Genomic DNA, 21,286 nt, shown 5'->3' on the forward strand with positions numbered 1-21,286 from the left:
CAGGACTTGGGTCATGGTTCTATCATAACTTCCGCATTCCTCCCGACACTGACCCTACGGGTACAGTGCGGGGCTCCTGCGATTTCTAGCTGAGTGTAGTGGAGGGTGGGTGCTGAAGGGGATCCCTGGGCTTCAGCTCTCCAAATCGGGATCCTCACCCAAAGCCCGCAATCTTGCCGCCAGACGCTCCGCCCGTTGATGTTCTCGCTCCGCCCTTTGGCGTTCTTGCTCGGCCCGTTCCCGCTCCAACTCAGCCCGTTCATCGCCGGTCAGCAGCAACTGCCCTTGGGCATCACACCAGCGCAGCCAGCGAGCTTGTTTCCCCTCAAAAACGCCTTCCCACACCGTCAGGCCCAGCCCCACCTGTTCTAGCCAGGTCTCGGTCATTTCCGCGTAGTGGCGGCCCCGCAGTTCGAAAATGCGCAACTCCTCTGGCCCCAGCTCATGATTGGGATCGAAGACCGCGTAGTAGCTAACTCGCATCTGCTCATAACGGCTCAGCTTGCCTTCCAGCTCGTCGCCTTCGCGGTTGGAGACGATCTCGATCACCACATCCGGCGGCTTGTCAAATTGCCAGAGCAGGTAGCAACGGTTTTGCTTCTCCCACCATTGCTCCGGCACCGTGACGTCCAGGCTGAGAAAAACATCCGGCACAATCGGGGGCCGACCGATGGCGGTGTAGATGCCTACATTTGCCGCTGCTAAAAAGGTTTTGCCGCGCAAAGCGCTGTAGAGAGCTCCAGTCAGGAGGCGCTGCTGTTTTTCCGAGGCAAAGTTATCCACCGGGGTATCATCCTCTGTTACGAGATCGGCGACGTCGGGAACCAGCAGTTCAGTATCCATGGGCAGATGGGGTTGGGGATGCTAGCGATCTTAGCTGCTCACCTCAGGGATCCTCTGCTCCCTGAGAAACAGAGAAAACAGAGTCCTCGAGCAAGCCCAGGTACAATCGAGAAAGCTTTACTTAACGATGATTTCTTTTTCTTCGCTGCTCGATGCAGATCGACATCCGTCCTGCTGAAAATTCGGATAGTGCAGCTCTGCTCCACATTTTGCAGGTGGTCTTTGCGGAGTATCCAGGCTGTGTATTGGACATCGAAGAGGTGCCGGAGTTGCTTCAGCCTGCCACAGCTTTCGCGGAGATGGGGGGATCCCTTTGGGTGGCGCAGCATCAGGATCAAGTGGTCGGCTGTGTCGGCCTTGTGACCGATGGGATCCCTGGGCGCATGGAGCTGAAAAAACTCTACACTCTGCCCGCAGTGCGCGGTCGGGGTTTGGGTCGGCGTTTGATTGAACAGGCCGAATTTGCGGCTCGGCAGCAGCAGGCGGACTCTCTGCATCTGTGGACAGATACTCGCTTCACGACGGCTCATCGGGTTTATGAGCGGCTCGGCTATGTGCGTCTGCCGGAAATTCGTGAATTGCACGATCGCAGCAACTCTGTGGAGTATCACTACGAAAAGCGTCTCCGTTGAGGGTCGGGCTGTTGAACTGTGATGCGTTGGTGATTGGCTGTGGAGTGGTGGGCTGTGCCATTGCCTACGAATTGGCCACAGCTGGGCTGTCGGTCATTGGAGTGGATGCCGGGGAGCCGGCCTCAGGCGCCGCGGGCGCGTCGCTGGGGGTGTTGATGGGGATCTGCAGCCGCCAGCCTAGCGGGGAGGTGGTGCAGTTGCGTCTAAAAAGCCTGGAGCTGTTCGATCCCCTAATCGCGCGGCTGGAGGAAGACCTGGGCCGGAGTTTGCCCGTCAATCGGCGCGGCATTCTCAAACTCCTCAGGGAGGAGGAAGTGGCAGCTTGGCAAGAGACCCTGGCGGCCCGCCGACAAGCAGGTTACCGCCTAGATCTGCTCAGCCCTGCCGAAGTGGGATCCCTGCAACCCGGCCTGCGCAGCGACCTGGCAGGGGCCATCTACTCTCCCCAGGATCGACAAGTCCAACCCAAGCTCCTAACCCAGGCTCTCTTGGAAGCAGCCCAACGCAAGGGATCCCGCTTTTTCTTCCACCAGCCTGTCCAGAAGATTCAGCGCAGCTCGGATCCCCCCTTTCGCCTGCAAACGGTTTACACGCCCGCTCTCACCCTCTCGGCAGGGCACGTCATCCTGGCGGCAGGTCTGGGCAGCTCTCCTCTGGCCAAAGAGCTGGGGCTGCAGGTGCCGCTGCAAGCGGTCAAAGGTCAGGCCCTGCGGGTCAAAGCCCCCGGGATCCCCCTGGGGCCCGTGGTCACCGACGCGGATCTGCATCTGGTTCCCCTGGGGGATGGATCCCTGTGGGTGGGGGCAACAGTGGAATTTCAGGCCCCTCATCCCGAGCCGACGCTGCTGGCGCTACAAGATCTGCTGGCCCGCGCCATCCGACTCTGCCCGGCTTTGGCCGAAGCAACTTTGTTGGATCATTGGGCCGGCCATCGGCCTCGACCAGTGGGACAGCGCGCCCCCATCCTGGGTTGGGCTCCTGGCTACGCCAATCTGCTCATTGCCACCGGCCATTATCGCAATGGAGTGTTGCTGGCCCCGATCAGCGCCGCCATCCTGCGGGACTTGGTACTGAAAGGGGAAACAGCCCTCTGTGATCTAGGGCCCTTTGCCCCCAGACAGGGCTGAGCCCGTATCCATCTTCCGGCTCTCGGCCCGCCGATGGACAGGACATATGTCAGAATGAAAGGCTGCCTGGTTAGGATCGGATTGTCCGTTGAGCAGTGCAAAGGAGAAGAGAGCCTTGCCGAAGTTCGCCCTAAAAGCCCTCTGGTTGGAAAACGATTTGGCTATTGCCGTAGATCAGGTGGTGGCCAAAAACCGCAGCCCCCTCACCCACTACTTTTTCTGGCCGCGGGATGACGCCTGGGAGCAGCTTAAGGCTGAGCTGGAAAGCAAAACCTGGATCAGCGAGGTGGATCGCATTGAGCTGCTCAACCGAGCCACCGAACTCATCAACTACTGGCAAAACGGCGGGCGCAACCGCCCCATCAGCGAAGCCCAGGCCCAGTTTCCCGACATCCTGATCGGCGGCAACTCCTAGCCCTCTCCCCCCTGTCAGCCAAAACGTGACTCCGGATCTGCCCATCTTGCTCAGGCTCCCGTCTTTGAGCTAGATTGGCACTCGGGAGTTTAGAGTGCTAACTCCCTGCTGGCCGAGCCGGAGGATTCCTGGGAACCCCACTCCGCCTGGCAGTACCCAAAGTAGGAGCCCAGTCAGACTCACGAGGATTGCGGATTCTATGGCAAAACGGATTCTGTTTAGAGAAGAGGCCCGCAAGGCATTGGAGCAGGGCATCAACCAACTGGCGGATGCAATCAAGGTTACGATTGGCCCCAAAGGACGCAACGTGGTCTTGGAGAAGAAGTTTGGTGCCCCCCAAATCGTCAACGACGGGGTCACGATTGCCAAGGAAATTGAGTTGGCCGATCCTTTGGAGAACACAGGCGCCCAGTTGATGCGGGAAGTGGCCTCTAAGACCAACGATGTGGCCGGAGATGGTACCACCACAGCCACCATCCTGGCCCAAAGCATGGTGCGGGAAGGGCTCAAAAACATCTCGGCGGGCGCCAACCCTGTGGCTCTGCGGCGCGGCATTGAAAAGACCACTGCCTACTTGGTGGAGCAAATTGCAGCTCACGCCAAGGCTGTGGAAGGCCGTAAGACCATCGCCGAAGTAGCCACCATCTCTGCCGGCAACGACAGCGAAGTGGGAGAGATGATCGCCAAGGCCATGGATGCTGTAGGTCGAGATGGGGTGATCACGGTCGAAGAATCCAAGTCGCTGGAAACCGAGTTGGACGTGGTGGAGGGGATGCAGTTCGACCGCGGCTACATTTCCCCCTATTTCGTCACCGACTCGGAGCGGATGGTGGCCGAGTACGAGAATGCTTATCTGCTGATCACCAGCAACAAGATCTCCAGCCTGCAAGATCTGGTGCCCATCCTGGAGCGGGTGGCCCGCGAAGGTCGGCCTCTTTTGGTTATCGCGGAAGATGTAGAGGGAGAAGCTCTGGCCACGTTGGTGGTGAACCGCCTGCGGGGGGTACTCAATGCGGTGGCGGTCAAGGCTCCGGCTTTTGGGGATCGGCGCAAAGCTATGCTGGAAGATATTGCCATTCTCACCGGCGGGCAGCTCATCTCTGAGGATGTGGGCATCAAGCTGGATAAGGTCACCCTGGACATGATGGGGGTGGCCCGCAAGATCACCGTCACCAAAGACAAGACCACCATTGTGACCGATGGCAGCACCAAAGCGGCGGTGGAAAAGCGGGTGGCTCAAATTCGCAAGCAACTGGAAACCACCGATTCCGAGTACGACCGCGAAAAATTGCAAGAACGCATCGCCAAGTTAGCCGGGGGAGTGGCGGTGATCAAAGTGGGGGCTGCCACTGAAACAGAACTCAAAGATCGCAAGCTGCGCATTGAGGATGCCCTGAATGCCACCCGAGCTGCGGTGGAAGAAGGGATCGTCCCTGGCGGCGGGGCGACGCTATTGCACCTCTCCAAAGGGATCCCGGCTTTCAAGGCCAAGTTGAATGCCGAAGAACAGGTGGGGGCAGAAATTGTTTACCGAGCCTTGCAGGCCCCTCTCTTTCAGATTGCCCACAATGCCGGTCTGGAAGGGTCAGTGGTGGTGGAAAAGGTTTTGGAGAAGGAGATGCCCTTTGGCTTCGATGCCCTGAGCGGAACCTATGTGGATATGTTTGCCCAGGGGATCGTCGATCCGGCCAAAGTGGTGCGCTCAGCGCTGCAAAACGCGGCTTCCATAGCCGGAATGTACCTCACAACCGAAGCGATTGTGGTGGAAAAGCCTGAGCCCAAGCCGGCGGCTGGCTCTGCACCTAAGGGGATGATGTAGTCTTGCGAAAGTAAACTACCCGACACCCGCACTATGCGCAGGGTGCGGGCTTTATCCCAATCCCTAGCTGACCCAGAGGACAGCTAAGTTTCGGAATTTCAGGCGAGTTTACAGTCGCCCCAAGGAGAGAGATCACCTGAGCAGCGTTATGGTCAGCATCCCCTTCCCACCCACAGTGTCCACACTTGAACGACTTGCCATTGCGGTAGGACTTACCCCGCTCAGGGTGGATGTGCAGGCATTTGTGGCAGGTCTGACTGGTGTAGGCAGGCGGCACCAGCACCACAGGCACTCCAGCAATGGCAGCCTTGTAGGCTACAAACATCCTGAGCTGGTAGAACGCCCAGTTGTTAGTCCTGCGCCGCTCAGCCTTACTTCGAGACTTCTGATTCAGGCAATCTCTGATGCCTGTCAAGTCTTCAAAAGCCAGTGCCGCACCAATAGCCTGGGCATCCCTGACCAAGGTTTTGCTGATGTTATGGTTCAGCCATGTCTGGTAGCGCCGTTCTCTCCCAGAGAGCCTTCTCAGCAGCCTCCTAGAGCTGCGAGTGCGTTTGGATTGAACCTTGGCGCGTACACGGCTGAACCGGTCACGGACGGCCTGGATGTGTTCTCCACTCCAAGAGCGTCCGTTGCTAGCGGTGGCGATATCCCGCCTGCCCAAGTCAACTCCGATTACCTTTGGAGTTTTGCCGGTTGGGGGAGTATCCAGCTCAACAGCAATGTTGATGTAGTAGTCCCCTTGCTTGGTCTTGGACAGAGTAGCGCTGGTGGGCGTTTGCCCCCGCAGCAAAGCGATTTGATAACCGCCAATCTTGAGCTTGAGCCAAACCCGTCCGCTCATCAGGGTCACGCCCACGGCTTGGTCGGACTCTCGGTACTTAAAAGTACGAGCGTCCAAAGTCAGACTGGTGGGGCGGAACTTGTGGACTTGCTTCACCGCCTTGGCATTGCTAATCACCCGACGGAGCGCCTGACAGACGTGGTTGGCTTTCAGCCCCGTTGCTGCCCTTACCGGCCGATAGACCAAGTGGTGCAGCTTGGCGGTGTTCCAGCAGTTCTTTTGTTTGGCGGTGTCGAGAATCTGGTTGCAAGCATTCGCAAAGCCCTGCAAGGTGCGGTCAATTTCTTGACGCAACTCTTGTGGGACTATCAGCTTGCAACGTACAGAGATAGTCTGGCTCATGGGCTTATTGTAGTTCATCCAGACTTTTGACCAGCAAACCTATATGGAGGAGGGCTTTCCTCCCGACACCAAGCCTGCGGCTATGGTGCGGGCCTCCAGCCCGAAAATTTGGTGAGCTTTCTGGGAAGGGATCAGTCTTGGATGTACTCCTCGCCAGAGATCAGGGCAGCTTCGGCTTTTTGAAACTCCCTTCCCAAGTAGGCCGCATGGCTGAGCTGGGAGACCACTCTCTCCTGCTCCTTTTCAAAGATCTGTACACACAGTTCTTTGGCCGTGCGCCCAACATACACCCGTTCAGGGGATCGGTTGACGGAGCCCTTGGCCGGGATCACAGCTCCTGTTTCCGGATCGGTGGCCAGCCCCCGCTCATTGATGACGGTGCTGTAGTACTTGGCGCAAATGAGGTTCTGCTCCCGATCCAAGTAGATGACGAAATAGCCCGCCGGATCCAGATCCAGGGGTCGGCGGGAGAGATGGTCGTCAATACTGCGAATCTGCTCGCTCAGGGGATTGGAGGAAGGGGACATAGAACGGCTGACCCAGAACCACACAGGACGTAGCCGAGACTACCTTTGGCTGCTCTCATTGTGGCAGATGAACCCAATCTTTGGGCAGCCTTTGGGGTGGTTGACTTCCTTCCCAGCTTGAACGGTGGGGCTGGTCATATACCCGATGAAGGGGATCCTGTGCGGGCCATCCACCTGAGATCTCAGAGCTTGGATTAGCGCGGGGCAACCCGATAGAACCGAGTGGCCGTCACCCACTGGTCGGAAGGGATCCCCTCGACAATAATGGCGCGGGCAATGGCATTGCCCAGTTGGGATCCCCGCACCCGCACGTCGGCAAAGGAGCCACTCTGCTCAAAAGAGGCAATCTCCTGGAAGTTGAGAGGACGGGGAGAGGCCACCGCCAACACCTGGGCTTGGCCGAAGGGTGGAGCGATGGTCAACCGATAGCTGGCCCCTGGCGGCGGGAAGGTGCGCACTTCTCCGGCCCGCAGAAACTCGTTGCCACCGGAAAAGCGGTTGGGCAAAATCAGATGGGTACGGCCATCGGCTTGGATGCTGAACAGGTAAACGTAGGCATCGCGGTTGGTGCTCAGGGTAATGGCAATCGGCTCGCCAGGCCGGTAGATGGGGTTAGACCCGTGCCGATCCAGCTCCAGATTCACCCGCAGGTCGGAAGGAACGGGGTTGACAATGATGGAGCGGGTGCCAACATCCAACTGACGAGTATCGGCCAGTTGCAGCCTTTGTAAAGGAGGGTAGATGCCTAGGGTTTGCGGAAAAACAGCGGTGGTCGGAGCCACAGACAGCCCCAAAGCCAGCGGTAGGAAAAGCAGTTTGGCATTCATGGTTCACACCCAATCAATGGCTATGTTCATCCTAGGAAGGGGCGCAGGTTATGCGGGTCAGGCTTTGCGCAATCTCCAATCTCCTGCCGCGGCAGTTTCTCCTGCTGCAGATGGCACCCCCAAGAGGGAAAAGACGGTAAACCAGCGGGGGCACGGCTCTGTTCTCGGTACCTGGGATGGGAATTGGGAGCCACCGGTTTGGCAAGGGTTAATCTACAGGTAAGGGATCCCTTCCTCATGCCAGCTTCCCAGTCAACCCCCAACTTGCTCATGGCTCACGACAGCTACCAAGAAGGCATCGCAGCGGTACAAGCGGGCGATTTCCAGGCTGCCATCCAAGCGTTTCGCCAGGCGGTTGCTGCCGATCCAACCCATACCGAAGCTCGTTACAAGCTGGCCTGGGTACTGGGCATGAGCGGCTATCTGGATCCGGCCCTGACAGAGCTGGAAGCCGTTTTGGCGGCAGATCCCAACCATGTGGCAGCCCATTACAATCGAGGGGCCCTCCTCTTGCAAAAGGCCCAACTGGAAGCAGATGAGGACGGACAAATCGATCTGGCCGTTCTACAGCAGGCAGAAGCAGCCTTTCAAACGGTGATGCGCTTGGATCCCACCGACCAACGGGCCTTTGCCTTCCTCAATTTGGTCAAGCGGGCCATTCGCAACCATCAGGCGTCCACTCAGGTCTCTAGCGGCAGTGGCGGGTAAACCCCTGCACCAAGGCTTCAATCGGCGCAATGCTGGGATCCCCCAGCTCAGCCTCTGCTTCTTGAGAGACCTGTCGCACCACTGCCGGTGACAGTTGCAGCTTTTCCACCAACTGCCGAAAAGCATCCAGCTCTTCCAGGTTCACCACGGGCTCCTCCGGGCTGCGGGCGCTGGCGGCAATCACCAGGTAGCCCAACTTGAGGATGAGACGCTTATCGGCCTCATCGCCGATTTTCGACAGCACCTCCTCCAACGGGACTTGCTGCACTAGGTACTGGCGGATCTCTTGCGCCAAGCTGGCCCGCTGGTCGGGATCCGAAGCAAAATGCTGAGAGAGTTGCTGGGCGATGAGTTCTACTTCCGCAGCCTCTAGCGCACCATCAGACCAGGCCATCGCAGTGACGGCTCGCAGCAGATTCATCTGCTTGGGAGTAATGCCGGGCGGGGGTGGAGTGGGCATATATCCTCCTGGGGTGGCTTATCTGCCAGTGTAGAAGGGGATCCTGGACCCTTCTGGTTAAGTTTGGTATCTGCTCGATGGCTGCTGGCTTTGGCTCAAGTCAAGATAGGTGCCGCCTACCCGGTCGAAGGGGGGCTTTTGCCGAGGGGATCCGATGAGTCTGTGGAGGTTGTGGTCGGCTGGTGATTGCACAGCCTGAAGCCCATTGCGTAGCATAAATGAATAATGAATAAAGTCTGGGGATCCCAGCAGTTTGGAGAGGTGTCCGAGCGGTTTAAGGAAGCAGTCTTGAAAACTGCCGTGGTTCACGCCACCGTGGGTTCGAATCCCACCCTCTCCGCTTACCTGGAGGTGATGCCCAACGGGTCGAAGCTACAGAGATTCACTGGCCCAGAGGGGGAGCTATCCACATGACCATCCTTGATTTATCGACCTTGACCACTCAACAGCTCAAAGACATAGCTTGGCAGTTGCGGGGCACTCCCGCAGTGGAGCCCATCTATCGGGAACTGGGATCCCGACCCAAGAGCATAGTGATTGCACCTGAAGATCCCCAGTGGACAGAAAAGGTTAACCAAATCCTCACAGAGGGATCCCCATCCTGACCGTCGCATCCCAAACAAGGCGGGACATGAATATCGAACAGCCGCCCTTGCCTGCCTGTGTCAGCTCTGCTAAATACTGAACACCCCCCACAGTTCCTTTAGCTGAAGAGAGGGTCACCATCTTGGGTAGCAGGAGCTAGCCGCAATGATTCCCACCGTCAAAGACGTTTGTCAAATTCATCCTATGGCCTTGAACTACGCCATAGTTGAGCAAATTGAAAATCTGTCGAATGTTATCGAGCATACAGCAGAGGATGCCCGGGCATTCTTCGCCAAAAACCACATTACCCGCGGGATGGATCTGTTGCTGCGTCAGGGGCTCAAACGGCTGGCAGGTCGCTCCGACCAAGCGGTGTTTGAACTCAAACAGGCGATGGGGGGTGGTAAAACCCACTCCATGATTGCCCTAGGGTTGCTGGCGCGGGATGCCGCTTTGCGTGCCGAGGTTGTGCCAGACATCACTCAAGATGCTCCTTTTGCCGACGCTAAACTGGTTGCCATCAATGGACGCCTCAAGTTCGAGCAACGGTTTATTTGGGGAGAGATTGCCCGGCAACTGGGGAAAGAAGAGGCTTTTGTCAAATTTTGGCAGCACGGAGCAGATGCCCCCAGTGAGCAGGATTGGATTGATTTAATTGGAGATGAACCCACCCTCATTCTATTGGACGAGCTGCCGCCCTACTTCGACTACGCCATTACCCGCATGGTGGGCGGAGGTACATTGGCGCAAGTGACAACCTACGCCCTATCGAACCTGCTGAGTGCCGCCTTGAAGTTAAAGCGCTGCTGCATTGTCATTTCCAACCTATCCGGCAGCTACGAAGGAGCCTCACGGGAACTGCAAAAAGCAATCGGTAACTTCGCTCAAGAAACCAACCGCCAAGCGCGATCCATCACACCGGTAGACCTGGGCACATCGGAAATTTACGACATTCTCCGCAAGCGGCTATTTAGCTCCCTGCCCAATGTACAAACCATTGATGCAGTTGCTTCTGCCTACGCAAAAGTGCTGGGAGATGCAGCCAGAGCCAAATCAATTGCCAAAACTGCCGAACAAATTGCCGCCGAAATTCATGCTTCTTACCCTTTCCATCCTTCGGTTAAGCACATCATTGCCCTATTTAAGGAAAACGAAAGCTACCGTCAAACTCGCGGCTTGATGCAGTTTGTTTCAAAAATAATCCAGTCGGTATGGGAGCGTCCCAGCAACGATGTCTACCTGATCGGTTGCCAGCATCTGAACCTCAACATCCCAGACGTGCGGGAAGAGATCAACAAAATCAGCAATCTACAGGGAGCGATTGCCCACGATATTGCGGCCAATGGCACTGCTGTCGCTGAACTGGTGGATCAAAAACTGGGCCATGATGCTGCCAGTCAGATTGCTGCCCTGCTGTTGACTGCCTCTCTGTCTGAATCAGTTGATGCCGTGAAAGGCTTTACCGAGGGGCAATTTTTGGAATACCTAGTAGCTCCTCAGCGGAATGTCAGCGAATTTCAGGATGCTTTTCAAGCGTTCCGTGCCAACGCCTGGTACCTGCACCGCAAAGAAAACGATGCTTGGTACTTTTCCAACATCGAGAACCTGCGTAAGCGCATTGATAGCCGTGCCCGCAACGCTCCCCAGCCGAAAATTGATGCGGAAATGAAGCGGCGGCTGGAAGAAATTTTCCGACCCCAACGGCGGATTGCCTATCAAGAGGTGCAAGCCCTGCCCAAAATTGATGAGATTCGCCTCAATGGCCCGCGGGTGTGCCTGGTACTCAGCCCAGACAGCAAAACACCCCCAGAAGAGGCCCAGCAGTTTTGGGAAAGTGTTCCCGAGAAGAACAACTTTTGTGTGGTTACCGGAGATGGCTCCAATCTGGCCAGCCTAGAAGACAAAACCCGTCGTTTGTGGGCCATTGCCCGAGTACTGGAAGAAACCGGTGGAGACAAATCCCCCCACAAAGCAGAACTGGAGGAAGAGGCCGAACAAGCCGCCTACGACTTTAACGCCACTGTGGTCAGCCTGTTCAATCGAGTCTATTACCCCATCAAGGGCAAACTGACTCCTACCAAGCTCTCCATGACCTTTACGGGCAATACCTTCCATGCTGAAGAGCAGATCGAAAAAGCCCTATCCGATGTCGGTGCATCCAAGCTGTATGTCGATGTGGAAGCCAATGCCGAGGCGTTGCTGTCGCGAGCAGAAGACCTGTTGTGGCCGGCAGGGGGAGAGCGGCGTATCCCTTGGCGAGACGTGGTTTCCCGCACCATCACCAACGAGCGCTGGCCCTGGTTGCCCCCCAAAGGAATGGATACCCTGCGGCAGATAGCCGTCAGCCAAGGTCGCTGGCGGTACACCGAAGATGGATACATCGAAAAGGGGCCCTTTCCGCCCCCCCGCACATCCGTAGCCATCACCCAGCGAGAATACGATGACCGCACCGGTACGGCTACCTTGGAAATTCTGCCTCGAGATGCGGGCAAAAATGGCCGTGTTCACTACAGCTACACGCCCAATGTGGATGCCAACAGCCCTGTGGTGCCCGATACGATCTGGACAACCGATGCCACTGCCCTGTGGTTTGTCGCCATTGACCCGGATGGCCGGCACGAGACAGGGGATGTCTATGCTTGGAAGAATACGCTGACCCTCACCCACCAGCCTCGTATTGGCGGCGGCAAGCGCACCGTAGAGCTAACCGTGAAACCCCGTGGTCAAATTCGCTGGAACACCACGGGCATTAACTCACGGGAAGGCACCCTCTACACTGGCCCCATCGAACTAGAGGGATCAGAAGCCGTTACCATCTATGCCTACGCCGAAGATCAAGGGGTGAGCACCACTCGCAACTTCACGACCCCGGCGCTCGACCAAAAAGGGCCGGTGATTGACAAAAACAAACCGGCTAAGCTGCACAAGCGCCTCAACCTGCAAGGAAATAAGGCGAGTTATACGGCCATCAATCAGAGCAAGGCTTTGGGTGTGCGACTGGCGGGTGGGATCTCCCTAACCGTGGGGGAAGGGAACCGAGCCATCACCACCCGGTTTGGAAGCGATATGGAGGTAAAAGCGGAAGACATTGAGCAGTTTATTGCGATAGCACGTCAGGCTTTAGGCAATGAGACGGCAGAGGTGAGTCTGCGCTTGGACGACCTACACTTCAGCAGCGGCCACGATTTGGAAGTCTTTTTGCATCGGTTGGAAATCAATCCTGAGCCGGGAGAGGTAGAGCAGTGAGCGATAAAAAATGGGAGACGGTGGGGTTCGGCTGTCCCAAAACCGTTGATCCCCACCACTTTGTGGTCGAAATACCTGCCGGCAGAACCGCTCCTGTGCTGATTTACGAAGTCTATGGCATCAAGGCGGGCATCAACGGACAGCCGGACATTGCGGAGCGCTGTGTTCTCAGCCGGTCTATCTGGAGCCAGATTGCTGAGGATCTCAAACAAGAGTTTAATGACCGCCTGCGGGCGAAAAAAATGAATCCGAGCCGTTGGACAACTGGCCGCAACCTCGTAGAACGTCTGCTGGGGAAGGAATTGCTGGTGCTGGCTTGGGCAGTAGAACGGGCCAAACCGGAGGCGATCCCCAATGCCATTCGCAACTGGAGAGGGCTGCGTCCAGAAGAGCGCTGGTGGCTTTACACCATGACAGCAGCGGCGACAGGGGGTGTCGATCACGGGAATATCGGTTGGCGCAAAGCCCTGCGCTATGCCCTCACAGAAAATCCCTTGACGGAACTGAGTGTGCCCACTCCGGTCAAGCGCCCATACCAGCCAGCTTGTTCCGATAGCTTGCGTAGCGAAGCCGTAGAAGCCGATCAACTCAGCCTGTTATCCTGCTTGCAAGAAGATCCCTCGCCTTTTTGGGATAGTGAAGCAACCATTGGCACGACAAAGCTAAGAGATTAAGTTATACTAGATAAAACCGCCTATTTGGGAGAATGCAAATGATGACAGAACTGCTGGAGAAAGCGATTAGCAAGTTAAAAGCTCTACCCACAGAGGAGCAAAATGCAATTGCCAGCCTGATTCTTGATGAGCTAGAAGACGATCAGCGATGGGAAGAATCCTTTGCTTCTTCAGCGGATATGTTAGCAAAACTCGGTGCCGAGGCAATAGCCGAGTATCAAGCAGGCAAGACGGAAGAATTAAACCCCGAAACACTGTGAAATCTCGCACCACTGCCCAGTTTCGCAAGTTGTTTAACGCTCTTCCAGAGTCCATTCCAGATTTGGACAAGCTAGACTTACAAAGGACGCTAATCCCGATCAAAAGTCAATATAATCCGCTTCTCTCGTGCAGCTCTAGCCAAGACCTCGAAATCTTTAGTACCTGGAGCTTCCTCTGAGAGCGATGCCACATCTAAGCCAGCACCTCGCAATAGACAGATACTTAAGCGTGGAAAATTTTCATTGACGAGAAATTGCATCAACTAACTTTATCTGAAAAACTGTAGAAGTTCATTTCACGCATACATTCTTGGATATAGCTAAACATAGCCCTAAGTGCTTCTGGAGTCAGCGTAGGGTAGTTTTCCAAAATCTGCTTTTCCGTCCAGCCTGCCGAAAATAGCCCCAAAATAAATTCCACCGATAGGCGACTTCCTCTGAAAACTGGCTTACCCAGGAGAATATCGGGATCCGAATGAATATAGTCTTCCCAGTTCACGGCTTAGGGCCCTAAGAGCTACCATGATCGATGGTATCGCCGGAGATCTCCCTTGTCCATCATCCCCCTTGCTTGGAAAGATAAGCCGAGTTTGATCGAGCGGCTCTTGCCTGCCCAAAAAATCAGCGCCGAAGCGCAAAAGGAACGCAAAGCTGGGGCTGGCCAAACCCTCACGGCGTTGGGGAGCTATTGGAAAGGGCGCAAACCTCTGATCCTGGCCAAAGCTTGCGTATTGGGGGCATTGCTACCTGCAACAGATAACCCCGAAGCCGATCTGGAAGTGTTTGAGTTGCTGATGGGCATTGCTGACAGCAGTTTGGAACGCCGTCTGAAATCGCAACGGGATAAACCCAAATTGGCACAAGGCTCTTACCTCGAAAAACTGGAACTCTGCAAACGCCCGGAAGAATGCGACGATGCCACCCTCTACGGCCCCATTTGGGATCGGGTGAACCAACATTTGGGGACAAATGCCCACAGTTTCCCGGAATTGGTGGAACAACTGGGGACTTTGCGGTTTGGCCATCGCCCACGAGTAGGGGATACCTTTTGCGGGAGCGGTCAAATCCCCTTTGAGGCGGCAAGGCTGGGATGCGATGTCTATGCCAGCGACCTCAATCCCATTGCCTGTATGCTCACTTGGGGAGCGCTGAATATCGTGGGAGCCGATGAAGCCACCCGTCGGGAAATTGAAGCAGCCCAAAAAGCAGTGGCTGAGGCGGTGGATCGGGAAATTACTGCTCTAGGCATTGAGCATGATGAGCACGGCAACCGCGCCAAAGCCTACCTATACTGCCTAGAAACCCGTTGCCCCCACACCGGCTGGATGGTGCCAATGGCTCCCAGTTGGGTGATCAGCAAAACCCGCAATGTGGTGGCGAAGTTGATCCCCAATTACGACCAAAAACGTTTTGAAATTGAAATTGTATCCGGGGTCAGCGAAGCGGAAATGACCGCCGCCGCCAAAGGCACGGTGCAAAAGGGCGATTTGGTGTATGTGCTGGATGGGGAAGAATACCGCACACCCATTAAGACCATTCGTGGGGATTACCGCTTGCCCGACGGCACCACCGGCAACAAATTGCGCCGCTGGGAAAAACACGATTTTATGCCCCGCCCCGACGATATTTTTCAGGAACGGCTGTATTGCATTCAGTGGATAACGGCAGAAACCTTGGGCCAAAGCCGCCAAGAAACCTTTTTTGCCAGCGTCACCCCCGCCGATTTGGCACGGGAACAAAAGGTGGAACAAATCGTGCAGGAAAACCTGGCCGCTTGGCAGGAAGCCGGCCTGGTACCCGATATGGCGATCGAACCGGGGAAAGAAACCACACGCCTCGTTCGCGAGCGGGGCTGGACGTATTGGCATCATTTGTTTAGTCCGAGACAATTGCTGCTACTTTCTTCTGTATTAAATCACTCAAAGAAAGTATCTGCTTTGTTAATAGATTTTTGCAAAATCTTGGATTATTCATCTAAGTTGTGTCAATGGACTCCTGGAAGTCCAGGAAAACCCGGTATTGCTTTAACTTCCGAAAAAGTTGCTCATGTATTTTACAATCAAGCGCTTAACACTTTTTTCTCTTATGCCGAGAGAAGTTCTTGCGAGATTAGTGCTTATGTATCCAGATACGACCGTCGATATTCCCATCTAACCGGAATTTCTACTGTTCAATGTACAGATGCCCGGGAACATAAAATAAGTTGTGACTGTGGAGTTACCGATCCCCCTTATGCCGATGCAATTCATTACCACGAAATCACCGAGTTTTTTATTGCGTGGTTGCGAAAGAATCCACCCAAAGAATTTGCCCATTGGGTGTGGGATAGTCGCAGAGCTTTAGCCATTCAGGGCAAGGGGGAAAAGTTCCGTCAGGATATGATTGCTGCCTACACTGCCTTAGCAAAGCATATGCCCGACAACGGCTTGCAAATTGTGATGTTCACCCATCAGGATGCCGAAGTGTGGTCGGATATGGCCAGCATCATGTGGGGGGCGGGCTTGCAAGTTACAGCCGCTTGGTACATTGCCACAGAAACCACTTCTGAACTCAAAAAGGGCGGTTATGTGCAAGGCACGGTGTTGCTGGTGGCGCGTAAGCGGTTGCAAGATACTTCTGCCTATCGGGATGAGCTGGTGGAAGAGGTGCGGCAAGAAGTTGCCCATCAGATTGAAACCATGGTGGGGCTAAATCAAAGCACCCAAGGCAAGGGGCGCACCGAAAACCTGTTTGAAGATGCCGATTTGCAAATGGCAGGTTATGCGGCAGCGTTGCGGGTATTGACGGGCTACCGGCGCATTGATGGACAGGATATGGTGGCAGCAGCCCTGCGCCCCCGACCCAAAGGCGAAAGAGATATCGTTCGGGAAATTATTGATTATGCCGTGCAGGTTGCCAATGAGCATCTTGTACCTGAAGGCATCGCGCAGGGGGTGTGGGAGGGGTGCTGTGGTGCAGAGCGCTTTTATCTGAAAATGATGGAACTGGAAGCGGTAGGGCTGAAGAAGCTGGACAACTACCAGAACTTTGCCAAGGCATTTCGAGTTGGCGACTATGGCGAATTGATGGCCTCTCAGCAGCCCAACAATGCCCGACTCAAAAATGCTCTAGACTTCAAGAAGAGCAGCTTTGAGGGCGAATTTGGCCGCTCAGCACTGCGAGCCGTTTTGTTTGCTCTCTACGAACTGCAGAAAGAGGCGGATAGCGATGAGGTGATGGAACACCTGCGGTCTTTGGTGCCCAACTACCACATGCGCCGGGATGATTTGGTGGCTTTTTGTCAATACATTGCCCGCAAGCGAGAACACCGCTATCCAGAAGAGTCCTCAGCCGCTGGGATCTTGCTCGCCCTTATCAGAAATGAACGCTTGGGTTGAAGAAGAAGTTATAGGATTAACTCACTCACAAGTTGTATTGTCAGGGCTTCCTTCAAGCTCAGCATCTGAGTTAAAGTATTTCTCAACAATCGACTTTATTTGGTTAACATAAGCTATAGCCTTGTCCGCATTTTTTTGTTTGTAGTATTCCAAGGGGACAATATCTACAGCTCCATAAAAAGCCAACTCCCTATCTTTGCGCATCTCAAATGATATGTTTTCCAGCAAGGCTATTTCCTCGTCAGAAAGCTCTGGGAACCGTTCTCTATTTTCTGCTACTTGGCCACCAGGGTCATGGGTTTTGCCGTAGTTTATTCCCTTAATGATTAGGCAAGCTTTGATGAATAACTCAATGATTTCTTGGCACATCCGAACTACATCAGCGTAATCGCCAACCTCATAGAAGAATGACAACGCTTGGATGCGATAATTAGCCCTTTGATAGTAGTCTCTTGCTAATTTCTTTCTCATCGTTATTCACCCAATAGGGGATCCCCCGGCATACTTTATACGTGATTAAACTGTCACAGATGAGTTGATTGACTATATCCCTGATCTGCGTGATGCAGTTCTGCTTTTCATAGATGATGTGGTGGTTGGTAGCCACTTCATAAGTCAAGCTGGCTGGCCTGCATAGCTCTGTGGGCTTTAGCAAGATAAAGTTTATCTCCAAGCCAAGAAGTTTTTCTAGATCCCTGCAGGTAGGAAGCAGTAAGTCATCTCTGCTTCTGCAATCGGGTATATTCTCTGCAATTACTAATAAATCGAGGTCAGAGCCATGAACCCATGAATCATTGGCGCGGGATCCATAGACAACAATAGCCCACAGATCCGAGCCAAAGACGGATTGAATTTTCTCTTGAATAAGCCGCGCTTGTGCTTCGGATATTCCTATGCTGCGCTTCTCTCTGCCCTGAAAGCCTGCAGACTCTTGTACGGTTGACATGGCTACCTTGCGCTGATCAGCTTATTCTGCAAAGACGCTGCTTGCGCCTTCGGCTGCTCATTTTAAGGCTAGAGTATTGTTACAATTTTACCCCAGCCCGCCATGTCCAGCACTTCTTTCCTACGCCGTTTCAGTTCCCGCCAGCAGCGGCTCAGCCATGTCTTTCTCAAAGATCGCCTGGCAAAGGCACGCACCTACAAGCGCATTGCTGGGTACTTTCGCTCTTCTATTTTTGAATTGGTGACTGAAGAGATTACACACATCGAGCAGGTGCAGATCGTCTGTAACAGCGACTTGGATCCCTGGGATATTGCCATCGGCAAAGCTTCCCGCCAGGCCAGAGAAATGGCGCTCAAAGAAAAATGGAACGAAGAGAAAGGAGAATTGATCACCAGCCTATTACAGCGCCCCCGCTACCGTCAACTTTACGAAATCCTCAAAAGCGGCAAAGTGGAAGTGCGAGTGGTGTCAGCCGCAGATGCCCCCTTTCTCCACGGCAAAGCAGGTGTTATTGAGGCAAGAGATGGCACCAAATCTGCTTTTATCGGCAGCCTCAACGAAACGCGGCAGGGATGGCAAGAGCATTACGAAATTGTCTGGGAAGACCAGTCGCCAGAAGGGGTTGCTTGGGTCGAAGCGGAGTTTCAGTACCTGTGGGAACGGAGTGTTCCTCTGCCAGAAGCGATTGTGGAAGAGGTGGGGCGATTATCTCGCAAGGTAGAGGTATTTCTTCAAGACTTGCAACCTGTCGATGTTCCTGGAGCCGCATTGGTGGAAGCCCCTCTCTATCGCCGGGGTGAGGTTCTCAAACCATGGCAGCAGTCGTTTGTGGAAATGTTCCTGGAACACCGAGAGCTGTATGGTGCAGTGCGACTCATTCTGGCAGATGAAGTGGGGCTGGGTAAAACCTTGTCTTTGGCGGTTGCGGCGATGGTGGCGTGCCTTTTGGAAGATGGGCCAGCCTTAATTCTTTGTCCGGCTACCCTCTGCCAGCAGTGGCAAGTGGAACTCAAAGATAAACTGGGCATTCCCTCTGCTGTGTGGCTCTCCAACCGCAAGGTATGGCAAGATGCCAATGGGCACATCATCAAAACCAAGGGTGCTGAAGGTATTGGCCGTTGCCCCTATCAAATTGGTATTGTTTCTACGGGTCTCATCTTTCACAATGCCCCCGAAGCCCAATGCCTTTTGGAACGACGCTTTGGCACGATTGTCCTGGATGAGGCCCACCGCGCCCGCTGTACCCGTGGTGTCACGGTAAGGGATCCCAAACCCAACAATCTCTTGGACTTTATGGGCAAGGCGGCCACCCAGTCCAAGCACGTCCTTTTGGGCACAGCCACCCCCATCCAAACCCATGTTGAGGAGCTGTGGGATCTGCTGGGAGTGCTCAACAGCGGTGCCGAGCATGTGTTGGGACGACGGCATCAGCAGTTGTGGCAGCAGACGCAAAGGATCCTGCCCATCTTGACAGGACAACAAGCAGTGACCGACGAGCATTTTGCCTGGAATTTGCTCCGCAATCCTCTGCCGCCATCTGTTGAGGATCCCTTGTTTGACCACATCCGCAGCGATCTGAAGCTCTTCAAAGGTCAACACTTCACAGATAAGCCCCTGACGGAATTGGAGGACTTCACCCGCCAAGAACTGCGAGATGCCCTGGAAGAGCGCCAACAGGGGCTGACTTTTTTCCAGCGACACAACCCAATTCTGCGCCATACCGTATTGCGAAAACGCTCTACCTTGGAAGAATTGGGCTTGCTTGAGCGGATTGCCGTCGATATTTGGCCGAGCGAGGGAGAGCAATTGCCCATGTTCTGTGGGCTGGGTTTGCTCACTTCTCCCGAATTTGATGTGGCCTATGAAGCTGCCCAAGATTTTGCTAGGGCTTTGAGACAGCGTACCCAATCCGCTGGGTTTATGAAAAGCATCATGCAAAGCCGGATCTGCTCCAGTATTGCCAGCGGCCTATCTACGGCTCAGAAACTACTGGAAAAGCGGCGTTTTTTTGAGGAGGACGGAGAAGAAGATTGGCTGTTAGACAACCTTCCAGAGATTTTAGAGGCAGAATATGCCCATTTGGAGCGCATTGTTAGCGTCTTGAGCCAAAAGAGCACGGATCCCAAACTCGATGCCGTCCTCTATTTCCTACAGGAACGACACTGGCTGGACTTGGGATGCATCATTTTCAGCCAGTATTTTGATACCGCCCATTGGGTGGCCAACAACCTGAGCCAACGTCTGCCTCAAGAAAGTGTGGCTCTCTATGCAGGCGCCCACAAGTCGGGTTTGTTTTTTGCCGGAGAATGGCGGAGCGCAGAGCGGGAAGATATCAAGAGAGCCGTGCGAGAGCGTACCATTCGGCTGGTGGTGGCCACCGATGCTGCTTGTGAAGGTCTGAATCTCCAAACTTTGGGCACGCTGATCAACATTGATCTCCCTTGGAATCCTTCCCGCCTAGAGCAGCGCATCGGGCGGATCAAGCGCTTTGGTCAGACCCGCGACCGTGTGGACATGCTCAACCTGGTGTACCACGGTACCCACGACGAAAAGGTATACGAGGTGCTTTCTCAGCGGATGAAAGATCGCTACGACTTGTTCGGTTCTTTGCCCGATACTATCGAAGATGAGTGGATTGAGAATATCGAAACTCTGGAGGCCAAATTGCAGGAGTTTACAGAGCGCAAGAAACAGGCCAACGCTTTTGAGCTGCGCTACGCAAGCACAGTTGAACCCAAAGGCCCAAGATGGGAGACCTGCGAAAAGGTGTTGTCCCGTCGGGATATTGTGGAACGTCTTTCAGAAGGGTGGTAGCCATATATCAGCCAATTCGATATGCTTCTGCCAATGGGCTGGAAAAAGTTGCCTCTGACCACGAGTTAATACGGGCGGAAGTGCCTTGACCATGCTAGGCTCCAGCCCGAAAAATCTGCTCAGCCGTGAGGTTTAATTCAGGGAAAACTTTAGAGCGAATCCGGTCATTGCCCCGAAATAATTGCGCCTGATATTCCTCATTGACCGGTTGGAAAACCGAGATTGTGGGAACCTTCGGCTCGCCAATGTACCGACGACCCCCCAACGCTTGGTAGTCAACGATCCAGTATTCGGCAATACCTAACGTCTCGTAGTCACTCAGCTTATGCCAGTAGTCATCTCGCCAGTTGTTGCTGGTAATTTCAATGACAAGAGGAATAGAGGTTCCGTGGATGAGCGTCGAGGATTTCTGCCACAGGGGTTCTCTGGCCAAGGCGGTACGGTCAATCACCACCCCATCAGGAGCGTAGGCAGTATCGCCTTCCGGCGCCTTGATCAAGGTGTCCCGACCTAGAAAATAGTTGAGGTTGCACCTGCGGATTTCTAATGCCAATTCGATGGCAAGAAAACCACTGATTTCATCATGTTTCCCTGTGGGTTGCATCTCAACCGCAACTCCGTTGTGTAGTTCGTATCGTCTGTTAGGTTTCCACTCCAGAAACTCAGCAAAAGTCATTGGCTTAGAAGACACAGCATAGGTAGCAGTCATAGTTTTTCCTCCCTTGAATGAGTTAAAACGCCCTAGATACAGCCTGTTAAGGGCTCAAGGGGTACAATAGCAGCACTTAGCAAACCAACTTCGGAAGGAGGATGGATTGATCAGTAGTAAAGAAGTCTTCA

At 54.4% G+C, this 21,286-nt stretch carries 21 protein-coding genes and 1 tRNA gene; 12 read left to right on the forward strand and 10 right to left on the reverse strand.

Features of this window, described 5'->3' with window-relative positions:
• Positions 1 to 132: 132 nt before the first annotated feature.
• Positions 133 to 843 carry a Uma2 family endonuclease gene (locus ACVW0C_RS12735; protein ID WP_414330056.1) on the reverse strand — a complete coding sequence of 237 codons (711 nt, stop codon included), beginning with the start codon at positions 841 to 843 and terminating at the stop codon, positions 133 to 135.
• Between the two features lie 152 nt (positions 844 to 995).
• Between ACVW0C_RS12735 and ACVW0C_RS12740 the strand changes: the two genes are divergently transcribed.
• From ACVW0C_RS12740 to groL, 4 genes are all read left to right on the forward strand, one after another.
• Positions 996 to 1,475 carry a GNAT family N-acetyltransferase gene (locus ACVW0C_RS12740; RefSeq protein ID WP_457385746.1) on the forward strand — a complete coding sequence of 160 codons (480 nt, stop codon included), beginning with the start codon at positions 996 to 998 and terminating at the stop codon, positions 1,473 to 1,475.
• Positions 1,476 to 1,486: 11 nt separating this feature from the next.
• Positions 1,487 to 2,602 (forward strand): NAD(P)/FAD-dependent oxidoreductase, encoded by a 1,116-nt coding sequence (locus ACVW0C_RS12745; protein ID WP_457385748.1) that lies wholly within the window; start codon positions 1,487 to 1,489, stop codon positions 2,600 to 2,602.
• An 88-nt stretch (positions 2,603 to 2,690) separates the two neighbouring features.
• Positions 2,691 to 3,017 carry a 30S ribosomal protein PSRP-3 gene (locus ACVW0C_RS12750; protein WP_414523077.1) on the forward strand — a complete coding sequence of 109 codons (327 nt, stop codon included), beginning with the start codon at positions 2,691 to 2,693 and terminating at the stop codon, positions 3,015 to 3,017.
• A gap of 199 nt (positions 3,018 to 3,216) precedes the next feature.
• Positions 3,217 to 4,836 carry a chaperonin GroEL gene (gene groL, locus ACVW0C_RS12755; RefSeq protein WP_414418515.1) on the forward strand — a complete coding sequence of 540 codons (1,620 nt, stop codon included), beginning with the start codon at positions 3,217 to 3,219 and terminating at the stop codon, positions 4,834 to 4,836.
• A gap of 31 nt (positions 4,837 to 4,867) precedes the next feature.
• On the opposite strand, the gene ACVW0C_RS12760 is transcribed toward groL, so the two are convergent.
• The 3 genes from ACVW0C_RS12760 to ACVW0C_RS12770 all read right to left on the reverse strand — a co-directional run bounded on the left by ACVW0C_RS12760 (position 4,868) and on the right by ACVW0C_RS12770 (position 7,376).
• Complete coding sequence (locus tag ACVW0C_RS12760; RefSeq protein ID WP_457385749.1) at positions 4,868 to 6,022, reverse strand: RNA-guided endonuclease InsQ/TnpB family protein; 1,155 nt, start codon at positions 6,020 to 6,022, stop codon at positions 4,868 to 4,870.
• A gap of 131 nt (positions 6,023 to 6,153) precedes the next feature.
• Positions 6,154 to 6,549, reverse strand: a complete 396-nt coding sequence (locus ACVW0C_RS12765) for a DUF4346 domain-containing protein (RefSeq protein ID WP_414407603.1) — start codon at positions 6,547 to 6,549, stop codon at positions 6,154 to 6,156.
• Positions 6,550 to 6,743: 194 nt separating this feature from the next.
• Complete coding sequence (locus ACVW0C_RS12770; RefSeq protein WP_414330041.1) at positions 6,744 to 7,376, reverse strand: DUF4384 domain-containing protein; 633 nt, start codon at positions 7,374 to 7,376, stop codon at positions 6,744 to 6,746.
• Between the two features lie 237 nt (positions 7,377 to 7,613).
• Here ACVW0C_RS12770 and ACVW0C_RS12775 point away from each other — a divergent pair, with 237 nt between their 5' ends.
• Positions 7,614 to 8,084: a tetratricopeptide repeat protein gene (locus ACVW0C_RS12775; protein WP_457385751.1), complete on the forward strand. Its 471-nt coding sequence runs from the start codon at positions 7,614 to 7,616 to the stop codon at positions 8,082 to 8,084.
• Here the strand turns inward: ACVW0C_RS12775 and ACVW0C_RS12780 are convergent.
• The gene (locus tag ACVW0C_RS12780; RefSeq protein ID WP_457385753.1) at positions 8,065 to 8,544 is read right to left on the reverse strand and encodes a tellurite resistance TerB family protein; all 480 of its coding nucleotides are present in this window, start codon (positions 8,542 to 8,544) and stop codon (positions 8,065 to 8,067) included. The genes ACVW0C_RS12775 and ACVW0C_RS12780 overlap by 20 nt on opposite strands.
• A gap of 255 nt (positions 8,545 to 8,799) precedes the next feature.
• Between ACVW0C_RS12780 and ACVW0C_RS12785 the strand changes: the two genes are divergently transcribed.
• From ACVW0C_RS12785 to ACVW0C_RS12805, 5 genes are all read left to right on the forward strand, one after another.
• Positions 8,800 to 8,884, forward strand: a tRNA-Ser gene (locus ACVW0C_RS12785).
• A 70-nt stretch (positions 8,885 to 8,954) separates the two neighbouring features.
• The gene (locus tag ACVW0C_RS12790; RefSeq protein WP_011433320.1) at positions 8,955 to 9,149 is read left to right on the forward strand and encodes a hypothetical protein; all 195 of its coding nucleotides are present in this window, start codon (positions 8,955 to 8,957) and stop codon (positions 9,147 to 9,149) included.
• Positions 9,150 to 9,294: 145 nt separating this feature from the next.
• On the forward strand, positions 9,295 to 12,375 hold the full coding sequence (locus tag ACVW0C_RS12795) for an anti-phage-associated DUF499 domain-containing protein (protein WP_457385754.1): 3,081 nt from the start codon (positions 9,295 to 9,297) through the stop codon (positions 12,373 to 12,375).
• Positions 12,372 to 13,049 carry an anti-phage-associated DUF3780 domain-containing protein gene (locus tag ACVW0C_RS12800; RefSeq protein ID WP_083757646.1) on the forward strand — a complete coding sequence of 226 codons (678 nt, stop codon included), beginning with the start codon at positions 12,372 to 12,374 and terminating at the stop codon, positions 13,047 to 13,049. Before ACVW0C_RS12795 ends, ACVW0C_RS12800 begins: the two co-directional genes overlap by 4 nt.
• A gap of 41 nt (positions 13,050 to 13,090) precedes the next feature.
• The gene (locus tag ACVW0C_RS12805) at positions 13,091 to 13,309 is read left to right on the forward strand and encodes a hypothetical protein (protein WP_041437369.1); all 219 of its coding nucleotides are present in this window, start codon (positions 13,091 to 13,093) and stop codon (positions 13,307 to 13,309) included.
• An 89-nt stretch (positions 13,310 to 13,398) separates the two neighbouring features.
• Here the strand turns inward: ACVW0C_RS12805 and ACVW0C_RS12810 are convergent, their stop codons facing one another.
• Both ACVW0C_RS12810 and ACVW0C_RS12815 read right to left on the reverse strand, forming a co-directional pair.
• Positions 13,399 to 13,569, reverse strand: a complete 171-nt coding sequence (locus ACVW0C_RS12810; RefSeq protein WP_457385756.1) for a DUF5615 family PIN-like protein — start codon at positions 13,567 to 13,569, stop codon at positions 13,399 to 13,401.
• Positions 13,569 to 13,808, reverse strand: coding sequence for a DUF433 domain-containing protein (locus ACVW0C_RS12815; RefSeq protein ID WP_011433325.1), 240 nt, complete (start codon positions 13,806 to 13,808; stop codon positions 13,569 to 13,571). The genes ACVW0C_RS12810 and ACVW0C_RS12815 overlap by 1 nt, the downstream gene beginning before the upstream one ends.
• A gap of 52 nt (positions 13,809 to 13,860) precedes the next feature.
• Between ACVW0C_RS12815 and ACVW0C_RS12820 the strand changes: the two genes are divergently transcribed.
• The gene (locus ACVW0C_RS12820) at positions 13,861 to 16,686 is read left to right on the forward strand and encodes an anti-phage-associated DUF1156 domain-containing protein (protein WP_457385758.1); all 2,826 of its coding nucleotides are present in this window, start codon (positions 13,861 to 13,863) and stop codon (positions 16,684 to 16,686) included.
• A gap of 21 nt (positions 16,687 to 16,707) precedes the next feature.
• Here the strand turns inward: ACVW0C_RS12820 and ACVW0C_RS12825 are convergent, their stop codons facing one another.
• On the reverse strand, positions 16,708 to 17,157 hold the full coding sequence (locus ACVW0C_RS12825) for a HEPN domain-containing protein (RefSeq protein ID WP_414398902.1): 450 nt from the start codon (positions 17,155 to 17,157) through the stop codon (positions 16,708 to 16,710).
• Complete coding sequence (locus ACVW0C_RS12830; protein WP_457385760.1) at positions 17,117 to 17,632, reverse strand: nucleotidyltransferase domain-containing protein; 516 nt, start codon at positions 17,630 to 17,632, stop codon at positions 17,117 to 17,119. Before ACVW0C_RS12830 ends, ACVW0C_RS12825 begins: the two co-directional genes overlap by 41 nt.
• A gap of 102 nt (positions 17,633 to 17,734) precedes the next feature.
• Here ACVW0C_RS12830 and ACVW0C_RS12835 point away from each other — a divergent pair, with 102 nt between their 5' ends.
• Positions 17,735 to 20,446 carry a phospholipase D-like domain-containing anti-phage protein gene (locus tag ACVW0C_RS12835; RefSeq protein WP_011433328.1) on the forward strand — a complete coding sequence of 904 codons (2,712 nt, stop codon included), beginning with the start codon at positions 17,735 to 17,737 and terminating at the stop codon, positions 20,444 to 20,446.
• A 94-nt stretch (positions 20,447 to 20,540) separates the two neighbouring features.
• Here ACVW0C_RS12835 and ACVW0C_RS12840 read toward each other — a convergent pair whose 3' ends face one another.
• Entirely contained in the window at positions 20,541 to 21,155 is a 615-nt protein-coding gene (locus ACVW0C_RS12840) for a Uma2 family endonuclease (protein ID WP_457385761.1), read from the reverse strand.
• Positions 21,156 to 21,286: the final 131 nt, after the last annotated feature.

Source organism: Thermostichus sp. OS-CIW-26 (assembly GCF_054058395.1).

Excerpts from the sequence above, each read along its gene's own strand:
- ACVW0C_RS12735 (WP_414330056.1), bottom strand. The coding sequence starts at position 843 with ATGGATACTGAACTGCTGGTTCCCGACGTCGCCGATCTCGTAACAGAG.
- ACVW0C_RS12740 (WP_457385746.1), top strand. The coding sequence starts at position 996 with ATGCAGATCGACATCCGTCCTGCTGAAAATTCGGATAGTGCAGCTCTG.
- groL (WP_414418515.1), top strand. The coding sequence starts at position 3,217 with ATGGCAAAACGGATTCTGTTTAGAGAAGAGGCCCGCAAGGCATTGGAG.
- ACVW0C_RS12760 (WP_457385749.1), bottom strand. The coding sequence starts at position 6,022 with ATGAGCCAGACTATCTCTGTACGTTGCAAGCTGATAGTCCCACAAGAG.
- ACVW0C_RS12765 (WP_414407603.1), bottom strand. The coding sequence starts at position 6,549 with ATGTCCCCTTCCTCCAATCCCCTGAGCGAGCAGATTCGCAGTATTGAC.
- ACVW0C_RS12770 (WP_414330041.1), bottom strand. The coding sequence starts at position 7,376 with ATGAATGCCAAACTGCTTTTCCTACCGCTGGCTTTGGGGCTGTCTGTG.
- ACVW0C_RS12775 (WP_457385751.1), top strand. The coding sequence starts at position 7,614 with ATGCCAGCTTCCCAGTCAACCCCCAACTTGCTCATGGCTCACGACAGC.
- ACVW0C_RS12780 (WP_457385753.1), bottom strand. The coding sequence starts at position 8,544 with ATGCCCACTCCACCCCCGCCCGGCATTACTCCCAAGCAGATGAATCTG.
- ACVW0C_RS12790 (WP_011433320.1), top strand. The coding sequence starts at position 8,955 with ATGACCATCCTTGATTTATCGACCTTGACCACTCAACAGCTCAAAGAC.
- ACVW0C_RS12795 (WP_457385754.1), top strand. The coding sequence starts at position 9,295 with ATGATTCCCACCGTCAAAGACGTTTGTCAAATTCATCCTATGGCCTTG.
- ACVW0C_RS12805 (WP_041437369.1), top strand. The coding sequence starts at position 13,091 with ATGACAGAACTGCTGGAGAAAGCGATTAGCAAGTTAAAAGCTCTACCC.
- ACVW0C_RS12810 (WP_457385756.1), bottom strand. The coding sequence starts at position 13,569 with ATGCAATTTCTCGTCAATGAAAATTTTCCACGCTTAAGTATCTGTCTA.
- ACVW0C_RS12825 (WP_414398902.1), bottom strand. The coding sequence starts at position 17,157 with ATGAGAAAGAAATTAGCAAGAGACTACTATCAAAGGGCTAATTATCGC.
- ACVW0C_RS12830 (WP_457385760.1), bottom strand. The coding sequence starts at position 17,632 with ATGTCAACCGTACAAGAGTCTGCAGGCTTTCAGGGCAGAGAGAAGCGC.
- ACVW0C_RS12835 (WP_011433328.1), top strand. The coding sequence starts at position 17,735 with ATGTCCAGCACTTCTTTCCTACGCCGTTTCAGTTCCCGCCAGCAGCGG.
- ACVW0C_RS12840 (WP_457385761.1), bottom strand. The coding sequence starts at position 21,155 with ATGACTGCTACCTATGCTGTGTCTTCTAAGCCAATGACTTTTGCTGAG.